This window comes from Pseudomonas sp. NPDC086566 (genome assembly GCF_050280885.1).
Taxonomy (GTDB): Bacteria; Pseudomonadota; Gammaproteobacteria; order Pseudomonadales; family Pseudomonadaceae; genus Aquipseudomonas; species Aquipseudomonas vlassakiae.
Map to the genome: position 1 here is coordinate 428713 of NZ_JBNNWD010000004.1, position 17469 is coordinate 446181.

Sequence of the window (17469 nt, forward strand, 5' to 3'; positions counted from 1 at the left end):
CGGGCGGCGCTCGATTTCATAGGCGCCACAGCTGTCCCGCCAGGCGAGGAGGGCGATTAAAAATCGCAGGCAAGAAAAAACCCACTAGCAAGCTAGTGGGTTTTTGTATGGTGCCCAGGAGAAGACTCGAACTTCCACGACCGTTAAGTCACTGATACCTGAAACCAGCGCGTCTACCAATTCCGCCACCTGGGCAAAGCTTTACATCATCTGGAGAAGGCGACTATCGTTCGCTTTCACACAGTAGTAACAGATCCTTGGTCATCTGTTACTAGAAAATTTTGGTGCCCAGGAGAAGACTCGAACTTCCACGACCTTGCGGTCACTGATACCTGAAACCAGCGCGTCTACCAATTCCGCCACCTGGGCACACATTCGAGATTAAAAGATGCTTTACAGCGCCGTTCATCTCTACTACAACTTCGGGCTTGTCCGTCGTTGTGGTGCGCACTATACGGACGGTCCTGGGGGCTGTAAACCCCCCAAGCGAAAAAAATTTCAAAAAATTCAACTTGTTGATTCCGAAGGCCTATTGCTCCTCTCTATACACTGCAGCGGGGGCTGTCCAAGGCTGACATTTCCGGTTTCAATACACACATGCCAGAATTCCTATCTATATACCCCAAGGTGAACCCCTTCTGATGGCCGATTGGCAATCCCTCGATCCCGAGGCCGCTCGCGAAGCGGAAAAATACGACAACCCCATTCCCAGCCGTGAGCTGATCCTGCAGCGCCTCGCCGACCGTGGCGAACCGGCCGCGCGCGAGGAGCTGGCGGCAGAGTTCGGTCTTTATGAAGAAGACCAGATCGAAGCCCTGCGCCGCCGCCTGCGTGCCATGGAGCGTGACGGCCAGCTTATCTATACCCGGCGCGGCACTTATGCCCCGGTAGACAAGCTGGACCTGATCTGTGGCCGTGTCTCTGGTCACCGTGACGGCTTTGGCTTCCTTATCCCCGATGACGGCAGCGAAGACCTGTTCCTCAGCCCGTCGCAGATGCGCCTGGTGTTCGACGGCGACCGCGGCCTGGCCCGTGTCTCGGGCGTCGACCGTCGTGGTCGTCGCGAAGGCGTGCTGGTCGAGGTCATCTCCCGGGCGCATGAAAGTGTGGTCGGCCGCTACTTCGAAGAAGGCGGCATCGGCTACGTGACCCCGGACAATCCGAAGATTCAGCAGGAAGTGCTGGTGACGGCCGGGCGTAACGGTGGCGCCAAGATTGGCCAGTTCGTCGAAATCAAGATCACCCACTGGCCTACGCCGCGCTTCCAGCCACAGGGTGATGTGGTCGAGGTGATCGGCAACTACATGGCCCCGGGCATGGAAATCGACGTCGCCCTGCGCAGCTATGACATTCCTCATGTCTGGCCCAACGATGTGGTCAAGGAAGCGCGCAAGTTCCGCTCCGAAGTCGAAGAGAAGGACAAAGAGAAGCGCATCGACCTGCGCCACCTGCCGTTCGTCACCATCGACGGCGAGGATGCCCGCGACTTCGATGACGCCGTCTATTGCGAACCGTTGGGCAAGCTGCGCATGTTCTCTGGCGGCTGGCGCCTGTACGTGGCGATCGCCGACGTCTCCAGCTACGTGCGCCTGGGCTCGGCCCTGGACAACGAAGCCCAGCAGCGCGGCAACTCGGTGTATTTCCCCGAGCGCGTGGTGCCGATGCTTCCCGAGGAGCTGTCCAACGGCCTGTGCTCGCTGAACCCGCATGTCGATCGCCTGGCCATGGTCTGCGAAATGACCATGAACAAAGCCGGCCAGATGGTCGACTACCAGTTCTACGAAGGGGTGATCCATTCCCATGCCCGCCTGACCTACAACAAGGTCAGCAGCATGCTCGAGCATGCGCGTACCCGTGAGGGCAAGGCGCTGCGCGAGGAGTACAAGGAAGTCCTGCCGCACCTCAAGAACCTGTACAACCTGTACAAGGTGCTGCTGGATGCCCGTCATGCCCGGGGTGCCATCGATTTCGAGACCCAGGAAACCCGTATCATCTTCGGTGACGAGCGCAAGATCGCGGAAATCCGCCCGACCGTGCGCAACGATGCCCACAAGCTGATCGAGGAATGCATGCTGGCGGCCAACGTCGCCACCGCAGCGTTCCTGCAGAAGCATGAAGTGCCTGCCCTTTACCGTGTGCACGACGGCCCGCCGCCCGAGCGCCTGGAAAAACTGCGCGCCTTCCTCGGTGAACTGGGCCTGACCCTGCACAAGGGCAAGGACCCTTCGCCGAAGGACTACCAGGCATTGCTGGCGAGCATTGCCGGGCGCCCGGATTTCCACCTGATCCAGACCGTGATGCTGCGCTCGCTGAGCCAGGCGGTGTACAGCACCGACAACAACGGCCACTTCGGCTTGAACTACGAGGCGTACACCCACTTCACCTCGCCGATCCGCCGTTACCCGGACCTGCTGGTGCACCGCGCCATCCGCAGCATCATCCGCTCCAAGGTCGATACCCCGCACGTCAAGCGCGCAGGCGCCATGAGTATTCCCAAGGCGCGCATCTACCCGTATGACGTGAATGCGCTCGACCAGCTCGGTGAGCAGTGCTCGATGACCGAGCGCCGGGCGGATGAAGCCACCCGTGACGTGGTCAACTGGCTCAAGTGCGAGTTCATGAAGGATCGCGTGGGCGAGACCTTCCCAGGTGTGATTACTGCGGTGACCGGTTTCGGCCTGTTCGTCGAGCTGACCGACATCTATGTGGAAGGCCTGGTGCATGTCAGTGCGCTGCCCGGCGACTACTACCACTTCGATCCGGTGCACCACCGCCTGTCGGGCGAGCGTACCGGGCGCAGCTTCCGTCTGGGCGACACCATCGAGGTCAAGGTCATGCGCGTCGACCTCGACGAGCGCAAGATCGACTTCGAAGTTTCCGAGCAGCAGCTCAGTGCGCCGATCGGTCGCAAGGGCCGTGGTGCTGCTGCGCCAGTCGCCGGGAAGTCCGAGCCAGCGGTCGAGGCCAAGGCCACGCCGAAGCCACGCAGCCGCAAGAGCGAAACCGCCGAAGCGTACTTCCCGAAAGACGCCGTGCAGCGTAACGCCGAAGTGCGCAAGAGCCGTGAAATGAAGAAGGCGCTGATGAGCGAGGCGCGCAGCGGCGGCCACGCCAGCAGCAAGTCGGAGAAGGGCGGCAAGCCGTCCGGCAAGCCGACCAAGCACCGTAAAGGCCCGTCGAAGTCCGGCGCGCCACGCAAGAGCAAGAACAAGTCATGAGTCAGTTGGAAAAGATCTACGGCGTGCACGCCGTGCAGGCATTGCTGCAACACCATCCGAAGCGGGTCAAGCAGATCTGGCTGTCGGAAGGGCGTAGCGAGCCACGCATACAGGCGTTGCTGGAACTGGCCGCGGAGAACCGCGTGCCGGTCGGCCAGGCCGAGCGCCGTGAGCTGGATGCCTGGGTCGAGGGCGTGCACCAGGGGGTGGTTGCCGAGGTCAGCCCGAGCCAGGTGTGGGGCGAGTTGATGCTTGAAGAGCTGCTCGAGCGCAGCGAAACGCCGCCGCTGATACTGGTGCTCGATGGCGTGACCGACCCGCACAATCTTGGCGCTTGCCTGCGCACCGCCGATGCGGCCGGTGCCACGGCGGTGATCGTGCCCAAGGACAAGTCGGCAACCCTGACGCCGGTCGTGCGCAAGGTGGCCTGCGGCGCGGCCGAAGTGATTCCACTGGTGGCCGTGACCAACCTGGCGCGCACCCTGGAGAAACTGCAGCAACGTGGCTTGTGGGTGGTTGGCACGGCTGGCGAAGCTGAGCAGGAGATCTACCAGCAGGACCTGACCGGCCCGTTGGTGATGATCATGGGGGCGGAAGGCAAGGGCATGCGCCGGCTGACCCGGGAACATTGCGATTTCCTGGTGAAACTGCCGATGAGCGGTAGCGTCAGCAGCCTGAACGTGTCGGTGGCGACAGGCGTCTGCCTGTTCGAGGCTGTGCGCCAGCGTCAGGCCAAACGCTGATCTTCAGCCTGTACCGGCCCCTTCGCGGGTTCACCCGCGAAGGGGCCGGTAGCTTGTGAATATGTTTCAGGCTGTTCAAATAATCGCCAATCACCTTGCTTGTGCGTCCTGCCTTCTCTACAATTGCGCCCCTTGCCGAGCTGGCAGGCGCATATGTGCCTCCCCTCCGTGCAAGACATACAGTGTCATTCACTCCTTGTCTGACCAGATTCGCTGGCAGACTACTAACCCGTAAGGAGCATTCATGCGTCATTACGAAATCATCTTCCTGGTTCACCCGGACCAGAGCGAGCAAGTCGGCGGCATGGTTGAGCGTTACACCAAGCTGATCGAAGAAGATGGCGGCAAGATCCACCGCCTGGAAGACTGGGGCCGTCGTCAACTGGCCTACGCAATCAACAATGTTCACAAGGCTCACTACGTGATGCTGAACGTTGAGTGCACCGGCAAGGCCCTGGCCGAGCTGGAAGACAACTTCCGCTACAACGATGCCGTTATCCGTAACCTCGTCATCCGTCGCGACGAAGCCGTAACCGGCCAGTCCGAGATGCTGAAGGCTGAAGAAAACCGCAGCGAGCGCCGTGAGCGTCGTGAGCGTCCTGAGCATGCTGAATCCGCCGACGGCGACGACAGCAATGACAGCGACTCCAGCGATAACGCTGACGAGTAATCCACGGACCTTTAGAGGAGCCTATTAAATGGCACGTTTCTTCCGTCGTCGTAAATTCTGCCGCTTCACTGCTGAAGACGTGAAAGAGATCGACTTCAAAGATCTCAACACCCTGAAAGCTTACGTATCCGAAACCGGCAAGATCGTTCCAAGCCGTATCACCGGTACCAAAGCTCGTTATCAGCGTCAGCTGGCTACCGCTATCAAGCGCGCCCGCTTCCTGGCCCTGCTGCCCTACACCGACAGCCACGGCCGCTGAGACCGGGTCGTCGACAAGCAGTAAGGGATTAGCATGCGAGCGTTAGCAAGTTTCATCATGCGCGGTCGTGTGCAGGCCACCCTGGTGGTGGTCATCAGCGCGGTACTGCCGCTGCTGTTCTGGTTGAGTGCCGCTGCCGGCAGCCTTGTGCTGCTGCGGCGTGGGTTCAAGGATGCTTCAACGGTCATCGCCGGCGGCCTGCTGGCCGGGCTGGCCGTGTGGTTGATGGGCGATCCGATCACCTTCCTGGTGATCGCCGGTGCCCTGGGCCTGGCCGCGCTGTTGCGCGCCGAGCATCCCTGGAGCCGTGTGCTGGTCGCCAGTGCCGTGTTTGCCGTGGTTTTCAGCCTCGTGCTCGACATGGCATTGGCACAGACCTTCGATGTGCTGGCCAAGGCGTTTGCCGAAGCCATGCCGAAAATCGAAGGGGAGCCGGTGCTCTCCGGTGAGCTGATCCGCCCTGTGCTGGTCGCTTCCACAGCAGTGACGGTGCAGTTGTTCAGCGTGTTGGCCCTGGTGCTGGCGCGTTATTGGCAGGCAGCGTTGTACAACCCTGGAGGCTTCGGTCGCGAGTTTCGCGAACTGAGGTTGCCAAAACAGACCATGGCGGTCTTGGTGGCAGTGATGGTGGTGGCTCCGTTTATCGGGTCGCAGTTCATCATCCTGGCATCGGCGTCGAGCCTGGTACTGGTGCTGGCTGGCATCGCCTTGATGCACGGCCTCGTGGCACAGGGGCGACTGGCCGGTTTCTGGCTGGTGGGCATGTACGTGACGTTGCCGTTGATCATGCAGCTGATTTACCCGTTGCTGATGGTCCTGGCCATTGTCGACAGCCTGATTGATTTTCGCGGTCGCAAGTCCCCTCCGGGGAAAGACTCCGCGAACGGTGAAGGTTAAAAGTTAAGAGGTTTTACCAAATGGAACTGATCCTGCTGGAAAAAGTCGCTAACCTGGGCAACCTGGGCGACAAAGTTAAAGTTAAGGCTGGTTACGGCCGTAACTTCCTGCTGCCATTCGGCAAGGCCACCGTTGCCAACGCCGCCAACCTGGCTGCGTTCGAAGAGCGTCGCGCCGAGCTGGAAAAAGCAGCTGCTGAGCGTAAAGCTTCGGCTGAAAGCCGTGCTGCCCAACTGGCCGAGCTGGAAGTGACCATCACTGCCACCGCTGGCGACGAAGGCAAGCTGTTCGGTTCGATCGGCACCCACGACATCGCTGACGCCCTGACCGCCTCCGGCGTTGAAGTGGCTAAAGCTGAAGTTCGTCTGCCGAACGGCACCATCCGTCAGGTTGGCGAATACGACGTAGCCGTGCACCTGCACAGCGACGTTGAAGCCACCGTACGTGTGGTCGTCGTAGCTGCCTAAGCTGCGCTGACTGGTGGTCCCTCACGGGATAGCCGGTTAACATCGGGCACGGTCCTGTTTACTCAGGCCGTGCCCTTTGTCTTTTTCATCCTCCAGAATTTTTTCGTGGCCATGAACGAGATCACCAACTCCGAACAGCTCGACCTGCAAACCGCTGCCCTGAAGGTGCCGCCGCATTCCATCGAGGCCGAACAGGCCGTGCTCGGTGGCCTCATGCTGGACAACAACGCCTGGGAGCGAGTACTGGACCAGGTCTCGGATGGCGATTTCTATCGGCATGACCACCGCCTGATCTTCCGTGCCGTGCACAAGTTGGCCGACGCCAACCAGCCATTCGACGTGGTGACCCTGCACGAGCAGCTGGACAAGGAAGGCCTTTCGTCACAGGTTGGCGGCCTGGCATACCTGGCGGAACTGGCCAAGAACACCCCCTCGGTGGCCAACATCAAGGCCTACGCCGCGATCATTCGCGAGCGGGCGACCCTGCGCCAGCTGATCAGCATCAGTACCGATATCGCCGACAACGCCTTCAACCCGCAAGGGCGCAATGCCGAGGAAATCCTCGATGATGCCGAGCGGCAGATCTTCCAGATCGCCGAGGCGCGGCCTAAAACCGGTGGCCCGGTGGGGGTCAACGAACTGCTGACCATGGCCATCGATCGCATCGACACGCTGTTCAACTCCGACAGCGACATCACGGGCGTATCCACCGGCTTCACCGACCTCGACGAGAAGACCAGCGGCCTGCAGCCGGCCGACCTGATCATCGTCGCCGGCCGACCGTCGATGGGTAAGACCACCTTCGCCATGAACCTGGTGGAAAACGCCGTACTGCGTACCGACAAGGCGGTATTGGTGTTCTCCCTCGAGATGCCAGGTGAATCGCTGATCATGCGTATGCTCTCGTCCCTGGGCCGCATCGACCAGACCAAGGTGCGTTCCGGCCAGCTGGATGACGACGACTGGCCGCGCCTGACCTCGGCGGTCAACCTGCTGAACGATCGCAAACTGTTCATCGACGACACCGCCGGTATCAGCCCCTCGGAAATGCGTGCGCGTACCCGCCGCCTGGCCCGTGAGCACGGCGAGATCGCCATGATCATGGTCGACTACCTTCAGCTGATGCAGATTCCGGGTTCGGCCGGTGACAACCGGACCAACGAGATTTCCGAGATCTCCCGTTCCCTCAAGGCCCTGGCCAAGGAATTCAACTGCCCGGTGATTGCCCTGTCGCAGCTGAACCGCTCCCTGGAACAGCGCCCGAACAAACGCCCGGTCAACTCCGACTTGCGTGAATCCGGGGCGATCGAGCAGGACGCCGACGTGATCATGTTCGTGTACCGGGATGAGGTGTACCACCCTGAGACCGAGCACAAGGGCGTGGCGGAAATCATCATCGGCAAGCAGCGTAACGGCCCCATCGGCTTTGTGCGCCTGGCTTTCATCGGCAAGTACACCCGCTTCGAGAACCTCGCACCGGGCATGTACAACTTCGACGACGACGAATAACGGTCGCGCTGCTACAGATAGTCCGCTGAGTTAGCAAGGGTCTGTGGAAGGGGCCGCAAGCTCTGCGTTATGAGCGCTCTTCGCGCGTGCTTGGCTGACTATCCGCCCGTCATTCATGGTTATGACCCGATCAAAACGTGACAGGGCGCTCTGATCATGGGTTACGCAAAGCAAGCCTCTGCCTTGGAATGCTTCGAACAATAAATCCCAGGTGCGCTCAGCTGTCACAGCATCGAGGCCGGCTGTGGGTTCATCAAAGAAATTGAATTCCCCTGGCTGGTTCAGTACGCGTAGCAACGTGAGTCTGCGTGCCTCGCCACCTGAGATGGATTCTGCGCGTGCATCCAGATCAAGCTCGTACCAGTCTTTGCTTAGGCCAAGTCGCTCAAGCCAGCGCTCTATCTGAGCCCGATCATGAGCATGCTCGAACAGAACCGCACGGGGCAGCGGGCCGGGTATGAAGTGCGCGTCTTGAGGGCAGAGTCGCAGATGACTGAACTGCTCACAAGCATCGAGCGCAGCTAGGCACCTGCCGTGTAATTGAACATGATTGCGCAACTCAAATACGGTTCCCGCCAGCGCATGTAGAAGTGTCGACTTGCCACATCCGCTGGGTCCGATCAGCGCGACCCGCTCTCCCTTGTGTACCACCAAGGGGTCTTTGAGCTGCAGTTGTGCTGTATTCCGAGTGTTTAGCTGGCAAGGGGCGATGCGAAGCTCTGCGTCTGTATCGTAGGGCTCGGTTTCGTCAGAAAGTGTCGAGCCGAACACGGGCAGTTGAAGCCAGTTTTCGAGTTTGCGTTTGTCGAGCCGAAACTGGTCAAGTAATCGCCAGGCCTCAGCTACTTGTGCAACGCCCGCCAGCAACCCGCTCACCAAGGTGAAGAGCGCGACGAGTTCGCCCAGACTCAACAGTGGTGTTGCCTGAGACTGATCGTACATGCCCCACATCAGCAAACCGCCGCTACCCAGGCCAATGAACAGAGTGCGCAAGCCCTGAACCCAGCCTCCACTATGGGCTACCCGCACGGCTGATTCGGCGTAGTCCGAGAGTGTCTGGTTGACCGGAAGCATCGCCGCATCCTCGGCCTGCTCCAGCTTGACCGTTTCCGCGCTGGCGAAAGTATCTACCCATTGCTCAGCAAGTTCGTCCTCCCTCTCATTTACTGCCTCGATCTGTGGTCGGCGCCAGCGCACAAGACGATTATTGGCCCACAGATATGCCAGGCTCAGAGGGATAAGGCCGATCAATACCGAAGTGGCCCCCAGGTATGCGAAGAGTGTAGTCAGCACTGCAGCTTCAGCTAAGACTGGCCATGCCGAGCCAATCAGAAAGCCTAGCCACCGCTCTTGTGCGGTAATGCCTCTATCCAGCACCTTCACCAGTGCTCCTCCATGGAGTTGTCCATAAGCCTCGAAGCGTTTGTCCAACAGCGCTCGGCACCAACGGATGGAGAGTTGCTTCACTCGTTCCTGGCAGAGCCGAGCAAGGCACCAGGCTTGCAAAGGGGTCATTGAGGCTTGCAGCGCGATAAGACATATGAAAGCTCCGAGCAAAAGCTGGGAGGAGGCGGTCGAGGTGGATAAATTGTCAATGATGTCGGCGAGGATAAGAGCAGGAACAACGGTTGCGATTTTCAGGACCAAAGTCGCGCTCAAGGCGGCGAAGACTCCACGATAGATATGCATATCATTGCCTTTCGGTTTTGAATGCGCTCTGTGGTGCGACTGGAATACCTGATCTGATCAGGTGAAATCGCTCCAGCCCAGGTATGAAAACCTGCACAACCGTAGCGAGATTCGGATGCTCATAAAGTGTGCGATAGAAGGCGGACTTGTTCTGTTTTTCCAGATTGACGAGTGTGCGCTTGACTTGTCCTCGTACGCTGAGCTCGGTGCGCGGTGGATGACGCGTGGGTACGGCATACGTAGGGCAGGGATTTATAAGTGGGGCCAATCGGACTGAGTGAGCAAGCATTTTTTCAGCTGCGAGGTCTTCGTTTTTCTCTGTAGGACCGTAAAGCTGCTCGCATTGAATCTGTTCCGTTACGGCGCGGCACAGTGCAATGGATGGGCTGACGGAACTGCCGGAGCCTACGCTGCTGAGTGAGCCTTCTTTTCTGGCAGGAGAGATGGCAATGCAAAACGCCACCTCGTAGAAATCATGGGTCAAGAATATTTCAAGCCTCTTTGCGTGACGAAGAAGCTCTGTGTCATGGGCGAAGGTCTCTTCCAAAAATGAATTGGAAGGACGATAAAGGTCCGGCGGGGAGGTCAGGCCGCAAAGGGAGAGGTAGAAAACTGAAAGCGCGTGCCGTTCGATTGCTTCATTGATGGCGTGTAGCAGAGCCTCGTTCTCAGTGCAGCCGAGCGCCATGCCAGAGTTGGTGGCATATTTGGAAAGGAAACCAGCCGCTGTCTTCTCGATCTGATCAATGTTCGTGGATGAAGGGGCCATCAGTATTGCTGGTATTTTTATCTCGTCGTAGCTGTTTAGAGCTTGAAGAGCGAAGCAGGGTATTTCGCAGTCCGGCGGGATGGAGTTGAGTAGCCAGTCCTCAAATGGGGCTATTGACTTCAAGATTTGGTCACTGTCGAACGTGGCAGGAGTAATGCAATCGACAAAATAATGCTCCAGGCTTTCGGCAAGTGCGCCTAGCTCACAGTGCTCTCCCTTTCCAGCTCCGCAAGAGACCTCTCTATAAGCTTTGTCGTATAGCTGGCAGGTGGCGACCATTCCATTTTTGGTTAATAGCCTTATTTTCGCGCTTAAGCCTAATCGGTGATGTAATCTTGTCAGGCGGTTGTAGGCTTCCTCTGGATTTAGTTCGCGCTCGGTAATCATGTTGTTCTCCTTGACGTGACCAGAAGGGGTTGAGGCCCCTTCTGGTTTAACGCTTACAGCAGGTTGAGGAAGTCGATCTCAGACTCGGTGAACACGTAGCTCACTGCGCGAGGGATCTGCAGGGTGTTGATTTCAGAACGACGACGTCCCGTGGTTTCTACTCCTTTCAAGTTGATGTGGTCGCGCTTTACTGCGCAAGGAAGTTTTATCACTTGAACTTTTGTCTGCTCAAGTTATTTGGCGGGTTTGGGGCGGTAAGTTTGCGTAGGAAATATTTCGTATGGCTGAAGTACAGTTCCTACAAAGTTGCAGGCGGCAGAAAAACTATTATGGAAAAGAATCGCTTAGCTTTTAATGTGGGTAGAAGTGGGTACATATTTTGTAAAGAATGAGAGGATCCCTTTCGCTTTGCAGGCCTGAGCGGGGCAGAGGGCCATTAGCCATCTGGTCTTTTTTGCCACCTCCCAAACGTCGGCAAGCTCACCAAATCCCACGAATCCAGTCGGATTTGGTCAAAATTTGTGCTATATTCCGCGCCCGCGATTTCCCTGCACACCAGAACCGGTCACTGACATGCAAGCAGCCAAACCACTCTACGACTATCCCAAGTACTGGGCCGAATGCTTCGGGCCAGCACCTTTCCTGCCGATGAGCAGGGAGGAGATGGATCTGCTCGGCTGGGATTCCTGCGACATCATCATCGTGACCGGTGATGCCTACGTCGACCACCCTTCGTTCGGCATGGCCATCATCGGCCGTCTGCTGGAAGCCCAGGGCTTCCGCGTGGGCATCATCGCCCAGCCGAACTGGCAGTCGAAAGACGACTTCATGAAGCTTGGCGAGCCGAACCTGTTCTTCGGCGTGGCCGCCGGCAACATGGACTCGATGATCAACCGCTACACCGCGGACAAGAAAATCCGTTCCGACGACGCCTACACCCCCGGCGGGTTGGCCGGCAGCCGTCCGGATCGCGCCAGCCTGGTGTACAGCCAGCGCTGCAAGGAAGCCTACAAGCACGTGCCGATCGTGCTCGGCGGCATCGAAGCTTCGCTGCGCCGCATCGCCCACTACGACTACTGGCAGGACAAGGTCCGCCATTCGATCCTGATCGACGCCAGCGCCGACATCCTGCTGTTCGGCAACGCCGAACGTGCGGTGGTCGAAGTGGCCCAGCGCCTGTCCAATGGCGAGAAGATCGAAACCATCACCGACGTACGCGGTACCGCCTTCGTGCGCCGTGACACGCCGCAAGGCTGGTACGAGATCGACTCGACCCGTATCGACCGCCCAGGCCGCGTCGACAAGATCATCAACCCGTACGTGAACACCCAGGACACCCAGGCCTGCGCCATCGAGCAGGCCAAGGGCGAACAGGAAGACCCGAACGAAGCCAAGGTGGTGCAGATCCTCGACAGCCCGAGCGTGACCCGGGAAAAGTCGGTGATCCGCCTGCCATCGTTCGAGAAGGTGCGTAACGACCCTGTGCTCTATGCTCACGCCAACCGCGTGCTGCACCTGGAAACCAACCCAGGCAACGCCCGCGCCCTGGTGCAGAAGCACGGTGAAGTGGATGTGTGGTTCAACCCGCCACCCATTCCGATGAGCACCGAGGAAATGGACTACGTATTCGGCATGCCCTATGCCCGCGTGCCGCACCCGGCCTACGGCAAGGAGCGCATCCCGGCCTACGAGATGATCCGTTTCTCGGTGAACATCATGCGTGGCTGCTTCGGTGGCTGCACCTTCTGCTCGATCACCGAGCACGAAGGCCGCATCATCCAGAACCGTTCCCACGAGTCGATCCTCAACGAGATCGAAGAGATGCGTGACAAGGTCCCGGGCTTCACCGGCGTGGTCTCCGACCTCGGCGGCCCGACCGCCAACATGTACCGCATCGCCTGCAAGAGCCACGACATCGAGAAGCACTGCCGCAAGCCGTCCTGTGTGTTCCCGGGCATCTGCGAGAACCTCAACACCGACCACAGCTCGTTGATCGAGCTGTACCGCAAGGCCCGCGCCTTGCCGGGTGTGAAGAAGATCCTGATCGCCTCGGGCCTGCGCTACGACCTGGCGGTGGAATCGCCGGAGTACGTCAAGGAGCTGGTCACCCACCACGTTGGCGGCTACCTGAAGATTGCTCCGGAGCATACCGAGCGTGGCCCGCTGGACAAGATGATGAAGCCGGGCATCGGCACCTATGACCGCTTCAAGCGCATGTTCGAGAAGTTCTCCAAGGAGGCGGGCAAGGAACAGTACCTGATCCCCTACTTCATCGCCGCGCACCCGGGCACCACCGACGAAGACATGATGAACCTGGCCCTGTGGCTCAAGGGCAACGGCTTCCGTGCCGACCAGGTGCAAGCGTTCTACCCGTCGCCGATGGCGTCGGCCACGGCCATGTACCACTCGGGCAAGAACCCGCTGCGCAAGGTCACGTACAAGAGCGAAGGGGTGGAGATCGTCAAGAGCGACGAACAGCGACGCCTGCACAAGGCGTTCCTGCGCTATCACGATCCGAAGGGCTGGCCGATGCTGCGTGAAGCGCTGCAGCGCATGGGCCGTGCCGACCTGATCGGGCCGGGGAAGCACCAGCTGATCCCGCTGCACCAGCCGCAGACCGACACTTACCAGAGCGCGCGCCGCAAGAACTCGACCCCGGCTGGCAGCCACAAGGTGGGCAAGGATCAGAAGATCCTCACCCAGCACACCGGCCTGCCACCGCGGGGCAGTGATGGCAGCAAGCCGTGGGACAAGCGTGAAAAGGCCAAGGCCGAAGCGTTCGCCCGCAACCAGCAGGCGGCCAAAGAGCGCAAGGAAGCGGCCAAGGGTGGTGGCGGCAAGGGCAAGAAGCCGCGTCAGCCGGTAATCCCGCGCTAACCTCCAGGCTGAATACAGCACCCTGTGGGAGCGGGTTCACTCGCGAATGCTGTGGTAACTCCACCATCGCATTCGCGGGTAAACCCGCTCCCGCAAGGTTAGGTGTTCAGTCATCAATCGAGATCAGTCAGGCTGCTTGTCGACCCACTTCGGCAAAACCGGCGACTCGAACCGCTCCATCCCGTCCAGCAGCTCGTCCGCCTGCTGCGCCAGCAGCAACATGGCCCGATGCTGCGGCCGCACGAAACCTTCTTCGACGATATGGTCGAGGAACCCGCCGAGCTTCTCATAGAAGCCATTCACATCGAGCAGCCCCAGCGGCTTGGCGTGATAACCCAGTTGCCCCCAGGTCCACACCTCGAACAGCTCCTCCAGCGTACCCAGGCCGCCCGGCAGGGCGATGAAGGCGTCGCTCAGCGCGGCCATGCGTGCCTTGCGCGCGTGCATGCCGTCGACCACTTCCAGGCGACTCAAGCCTTTGTGGCCGATCTCTGCGTTCATCAGGCTTTGCGGGATGATCCCGATGACTTCGCCGCCAGCCGCCATGGCCGCGTCGGCGACGGTGCCCATCAGGCCGACCGCGCCACCACCGTAGACCAGGCTCAGGCCGCGGCGGGCGATGGCTTGGCCCAGCGCGATGGCCGCCTCACGGTAGGCGGGGTTGGCGCCGATACTGGCGCCACAGAACACACAAACGGAACGTACAGACATCGTGTTTCTCCAGTCATAACGCTGACAGGGTAAAGCGAATGGTCTGACGTCTCCAATGCTGGTTTCACTCCGGACGGGCGAATTCGCAGCTGGCACCCGTGGCCCCGTGGGCATAGGCGGCGAGCAGGCTGTTCATGAAACTTGAAAGGGTCATTGCGATTGCTCCTAAATGAGAGGTTGTCCCATCGTCCATTAAAAGGGCATGATGTGCCCTTAGATTGGTTGTATACAATCAATTGAACAATTCTACTGGCTGGCCACTTGACACCCCCTTGACCCATATCAGCAGGGGGTAGAACGGTTTCAGGCAGTCTCGCAATTGATAAAACCCTGCCAAGGAGATTCATGATGTTTGCGAAAGCTGTAGCGGTATCCCTGCTGACCCTCGCCAGCGCTTCTGTCTTCGCAGCCGAGTGCTCGGTAACTGTCGACTCGACCGATCAGATGTCCTTCAACACCAAGGAGATCGTCGTCGACAAGAGCTGCAAGGCATTCACCGTCAACCTGACTCACTCCGGCAACCTGCCGAAGAACGTCATGGGCCACAACGTGGTCATCAGCAAGGAAGCTGACATGCAGCCGATCGCCACCGACGGCCTGGCCGCCGGGATCGAAAAGAACTACCTGAAGGACGGGGATGAGCGCGTCATCGCCCACACCAAGATCATTGGTGCAGGTGAAAAAGACTCGCTGACGTTTGATGTGGCCAAGCTGGTTGCTGGCACAGATTACGGCTTCTTCTGCTCGTTCCCGGGCCACATCTCGATGATGAAAGGCAAGGTCGTCGTCAAGTAATCAGAGCCTGACGCCGAACCCTGTGGGAGCGGGTTTACCCGCGAATGCTTTGGTGAATCCACCATTGCATTCGCGGGTAAACCCGCTCCCACAGGTCCTTCTACAGCCTGATCAAGGGGCGAACGGCAGTTCGCGCTTGTGTTGGGTCTTGCGGTAGGTGGCGACGATGATGTCGAACGCTGCCTGATCCACCGGTTGCCCATGCAGGAAGGCATCGATCTGCTGGTAGGTCACGCCATGGGACGCTTCGTCCGGCTTGCCTGGCTCCAGGTCTTCCAGGTCGGCAGTCGGCACCTTCTCCACCAGCGACTCCGGCGCGCCGAAGCTGCGTGCGATCGCCCGCACCTGATTCTTCACCAACCCGCTGAGCGGCGCCAGGTCGCAAGCGCCGTCACCGAACTTGGTAAAGAAGCCCATCACCGCCTCGGCGGCATGGTCGGTACCGATCACCAGGCCTGCGCGCGCGCCGGCGATGGTGTACTGGGCGACCATGCGGGTGCGGGCCTTGACGTTGCCGACCACGAAGTCCACCAGGGTCGGCGAGCCGTTCTTCAATTCCGCCACTTCAGCCGCCAACGCACGCACGGCCGGGGCGATGTCCACGGTGTGCACTTCATCGGCCTTGATCACCTCGAGGCAGGCCTGCGCGTCGTGCTCGTCATGCTGCACCTGGTACGGCAGGCGCACGGCGATGAAGGTGTAGGCCTGGTCGCCGGTTTCGGCACGCAGCTCGTTGATGGCGCGCTGGGCGAGCAGGGCGGCGGTCAGCGAATCGACGCCGCCGCTGATGCCCAGCACCAGGGTCTTGAGCCGGGCATTGGCCAGGCAGTCCTTGATGAACGCCACGCGCCGGGCGACTTCGGCCTCGAGCGCAGCGGCGTCGGCGAACGGCGGCTGTACTTTCAGCGCCTGGGCAATTTCCTGCTGAACCGCTTGCATGGGTTACTCCTTGCTGGGGACTTTGAATACGTGACGCATGTAGGCGACGAAGTTGTCGTCACGGCACTGGGTCTTGGCGGCCTCGTCCGAGATCTTCGCCACCGGCGAGCCGTTGCAGTCGGTCATTTTAAGCACGATGTTCATGGGCGCCACACCAGGGATGTCACAGGTGAGGTTGGTGCCGATACCGAAGCTGACATTGATGCGACCGCGCAGGGCACGGAAGATTTCCAGTGAGCGGGTCAGGTTGAGGCCATCGGAGAACACCAGGGTCTTGGTCATCGGGTCGATACCCAGCTTCTGGTAATGGGCGATGGCCTTTTCCGCCCAGGCCACCGGCTCGCCCGAGTCATGGCGCAAGCCGTCGAACAGCTTGGCGAAGTACAAGTCGAAATCGTTGAGGAAGGCATCCATGGTGATGCAGTCGGTCAGGGCGATGCCGAGCAGGCCACGGTACTCGCGGACCCAGCAGTCCAGTGCGGCGATCTGGCTGTCGATCAGGCGCGGGCCGAGCTGCTGGTGGGCCATGATCCACTCGTGGGCCATGGTGCCCAGCGGCTTGATATCCAGTTTCCAGGCCAGGTCGACATTGCTGGTGCCGACGAAGCGGCCCGGGAAGTCGTCGCGCAGCACCCGCACCACGTCCTCCTGCACACGGCTGGAAAAACGCCTGCGGGTACCGAAGTCGGCCACCTGCAGCTCGGCCAGCTCGTCGTCGCTGGCGTTGGCGCGCAACCAGTCGAACTTGCGGTACAGCTGATCACGGGCGTCGGCCAGGCGCATGCGCGGGTGCAGATGGCGGTTGCGCACTTCGCTGATAATGGCCAGCAGCGGCACTTCGAACAGGATCACGTGCAGCCATGGGCCTTTCAGGCGCAGGAACAGCTGCTCGTTGTCGATGCCAAGGCGCACATAGCGCAGGTTGAAGCGGAACAGGCGCAGAAAGCGCAGGAAGTCGGGCTTGAGGAAGCTGATGCGTTCGAGGAAGGCCGGCTGGCCATCATCCAGCGTCAGGTCGCTGAGCCGTTCCAGCTGATGGCGAATTTCGCCAAGGTAGGGGCGCAAGTCCTCGCCGTTGCGGCAGCGGAATTCCCATTCGACATCGGCGTCTGGGTAGTTGTGTAGCACGCCCTGCATCATGGTGAGCTTGTAGAAGTCGGTGTCGAGCAGGTTGTGCACGATGCGCTCGGCGAATGCGCTCTCGCTCATCAAAGGGGGCTCCGGAAACGGCGAATGGTGGACATTGTGCCAGTCTTTTCGGTCCTGTTGTGTCTGCGCCGGCCTCTGTACAGGCCTTAACAGCCAAAACAGGAGACTTTTCCGTGCACCAGCTAGCCTTCAAACAGTGCTGCCTGTAGCAGTCGCGCACCAGCGGTGTGCACTTCGGTGACGTCCACTGTTACAGGGCGGTTGCACGTAAACACTTGCCAGGGTTGCAATGATGGCACTCGATGGTTGCTCCTTGTCTGTACGGGTGGTGGCGCCTGCCGCGTGGCAGACGGTTGCACGCTCAATAAAGGAAAGGCCGTCGGTCGCTTG

The 17469-nt window shown here is 59.8% G+C and carries 14 protein-coding genes and 2 tRNA genes; 9 read left to right on the forward strand and 7 right to left on the reverse strand.

The genetic code is table 11. The features are described from left to right. Window positions 1-108 precede the first annotated feature (108 nt). Window positions 109-195: transfer RNA gene (locus ACQKPS_RS11870), tRNA-Leu, on the reverse strand. Between the two features lie 87 nt (window positions 196-282). After that, window positions 283-369 (reverse strand) — tRNA-Leu (locus ACQKPS_RS11875). A gap of 272 nt (window positions 370-641) precedes the next feature. Here ACQKPS_RS11875 and rnr point away from each other — a divergent pair. The 7 genes from rnr (at window position 642) to dnaB (ending at window position 7763) form a co-directional block, all read left to right on the forward strand. Continuing rightward, window positions 642-3218 carry a ribonuclease R gene (rnr, locus tag ACQKPS_RS11880; RefSeq protein WP_254482914.1) on the forward strand — a complete coding sequence of 859 codons (2577 nt, stop codon included), beginning with the start codon at window positions 642-644 and terminating at the stop codon, window positions 3216-3218. Beyond that, window positions 3215-3961 (forward strand): 23S rRNA (guanosine(2251)-2'-O)-methyltransferase RlmB, encoded by a 747-nt coding sequence (gene rlmB, locus ACQKPS_RS11885; protein WP_027920757.1) that lies wholly within the window; start codon window positions 3215-3217, stop codon window positions 3959-3961. The genes rnr and rlmB overlap by 4 nt, the downstream gene beginning before the upstream one ends. A 244-nt stretch (window positions 3962-4205) precedes the next feature. Next, a complete protein-coding gene (gene rpsF / locus ACQKPS_RS11890; protein WP_013974420.1) occupies window positions 4206-4631 on the forward strand; it encodes a 30S ribosomal protein S6 in 426 nt (141 codons plus the stop codon). Between the two features lie 28 nt (window positions 4632-4659). Then, window positions 4660-4890 carry a 30S ribosomal protein S18 gene (gene rpsR / locus ACQKPS_RS11895; RefSeq protein ID WP_003249563.1) on the forward strand — a complete coding sequence of 77 codons (231 nt, stop codon included), beginning with the start codon at window positions 4660-4662 and terminating at the stop codon, window positions 4888-4890. A gap of 33 nt (window positions 4891-4923) precedes the next feature. Next, window positions 4924-5787, forward strand: coding sequence for a hypothetical protein (locus ACQKPS_RS11900; RefSeq protein WP_054887853.1), 864 nt, complete (start codon window positions 4924-4926; stop codon window positions 5785-5787). A 20-nt stretch (window positions 5788-5807) separates the two neighbouring features. Beyond that, complete coding sequence (gene rplI / locus ACQKPS_RS11905; RefSeq protein WP_054887852.1) at window positions 5808-6254, forward strand: 50S ribosomal protein L9; 447 nt, start codon at window positions 5808-5810, stop codon at window positions 6252-6254. A 111-nt stretch (window positions 6255-6365) separates the two neighbouring features. Further along, window positions 6366-7763, forward strand: coding sequence for a replicative DNA helicase (dnaB, locus tag ACQKPS_RS11910; RefSeq protein ID WP_054887913.1), 1398 nt, complete (start codon window positions 6366-6368; stop codon window positions 7761-7763). A gap of 30 nt (window positions 7764-7793) precedes the next feature. Here dnaB and ACQKPS_RS11915 read toward each other — a convergent pair whose 3' ends face one another. Both ACQKPS_RS11915 and ACQKPS_RS11920 read right to left on the reverse strand, forming a co-directional pair. Next, window positions 7794-9452 carry an ATP-binding cassette domain-containing protein gene (locus ACQKPS_RS11915; protein ID WP_427604153.1) on the reverse strand — a complete coding sequence of 553 codons (1659 nt, stop codon included), beginning with the start codon at window positions 9450-9452 and terminating at the stop codon, window positions 7794-7796. 1 nt (window position 9453) lies between these two features. Beyond that, window positions 9454-10608, reverse strand: a complete 1155-nt coding sequence (locus ACQKPS_RS11920; protein ID WP_427604155.1) for a YcaO-like family protein — start codon at window positions 10606-10608, stop codon at window positions 9454-9456. 573 nt (window positions 10609-11181) lie between these two features. Here ACQKPS_RS11920 and ACQKPS_RS11925 point away from each other — a divergent pair. Beyond that, window positions 11182-13485: a YgiQ family radical SAM protein gene (locus ACQKPS_RS11925; protein ID WP_099814353.1), complete on the forward strand. Its 2304-nt coding sequence runs from the start codon at window positions 11182-11184 to the stop codon at window positions 13483-13485. Between the two features lie 123 nt (window positions 13486-13608). Here ACQKPS_RS11925 and ACQKPS_RS11930 read toward each other — a convergent pair whose 3' ends face one another. Further along, window positions 13609-14196 carry a TIGR00730 family Rossman fold protein gene (locus ACQKPS_RS11930; protein WP_427604157.1) on the reverse strand — a complete coding sequence of 196 codons (588 nt, stop codon included), beginning with the start codon at window positions 14194-14196 and terminating at the stop codon, window positions 13609-13611. Between the two features lie 348 nt (window positions 14197-14544). Between ACQKPS_RS11930 and azu the strand changes: the two genes are divergently transcribed. Continuing rightward, window positions 14545-14991 (forward strand): azurin, encoded by a 447-nt coding sequence (gene azu / locus ACQKPS_RS11935; protein WP_054887849.1) that lies wholly within the window; start codon window positions 14545-14547, stop codon window positions 14989-14991. 111 nt (window positions 14992-15102) lie between these two features. On the opposite strand, the gene nadE is transcribed toward azu, so the two are convergent. Together nadE and pncB are read right to left on the reverse strand one after the other, a co-directional pair. Then, window positions 15103-15930 (reverse strand): ammonia-dependent NAD(+) synthetase, encoded by an 828-nt coding sequence (nadE, locus tag ACQKPS_RS11940; RefSeq protein ID WP_176510013.1) that lies wholly within the window; start codon window positions 15928-15930, stop codon window positions 15103-15105. A 3-nt stretch (window positions 15931-15933) separates the two neighbouring features. Then, the gene (gene pncB / locus ACQKPS_RS11945) at window positions 15934-17139 is read right to left on the reverse strand and encodes a nicotinate phosphoribosyltransferase (protein ID WP_254482920.1); all 1206 of its coding nucleotides are present in this window, start codon (window positions 17137-17139) and stop codon (window positions 15934-15936) included. Between the last annotated feature and the right edge of the window lie 330 nt (window positions 17140-17469).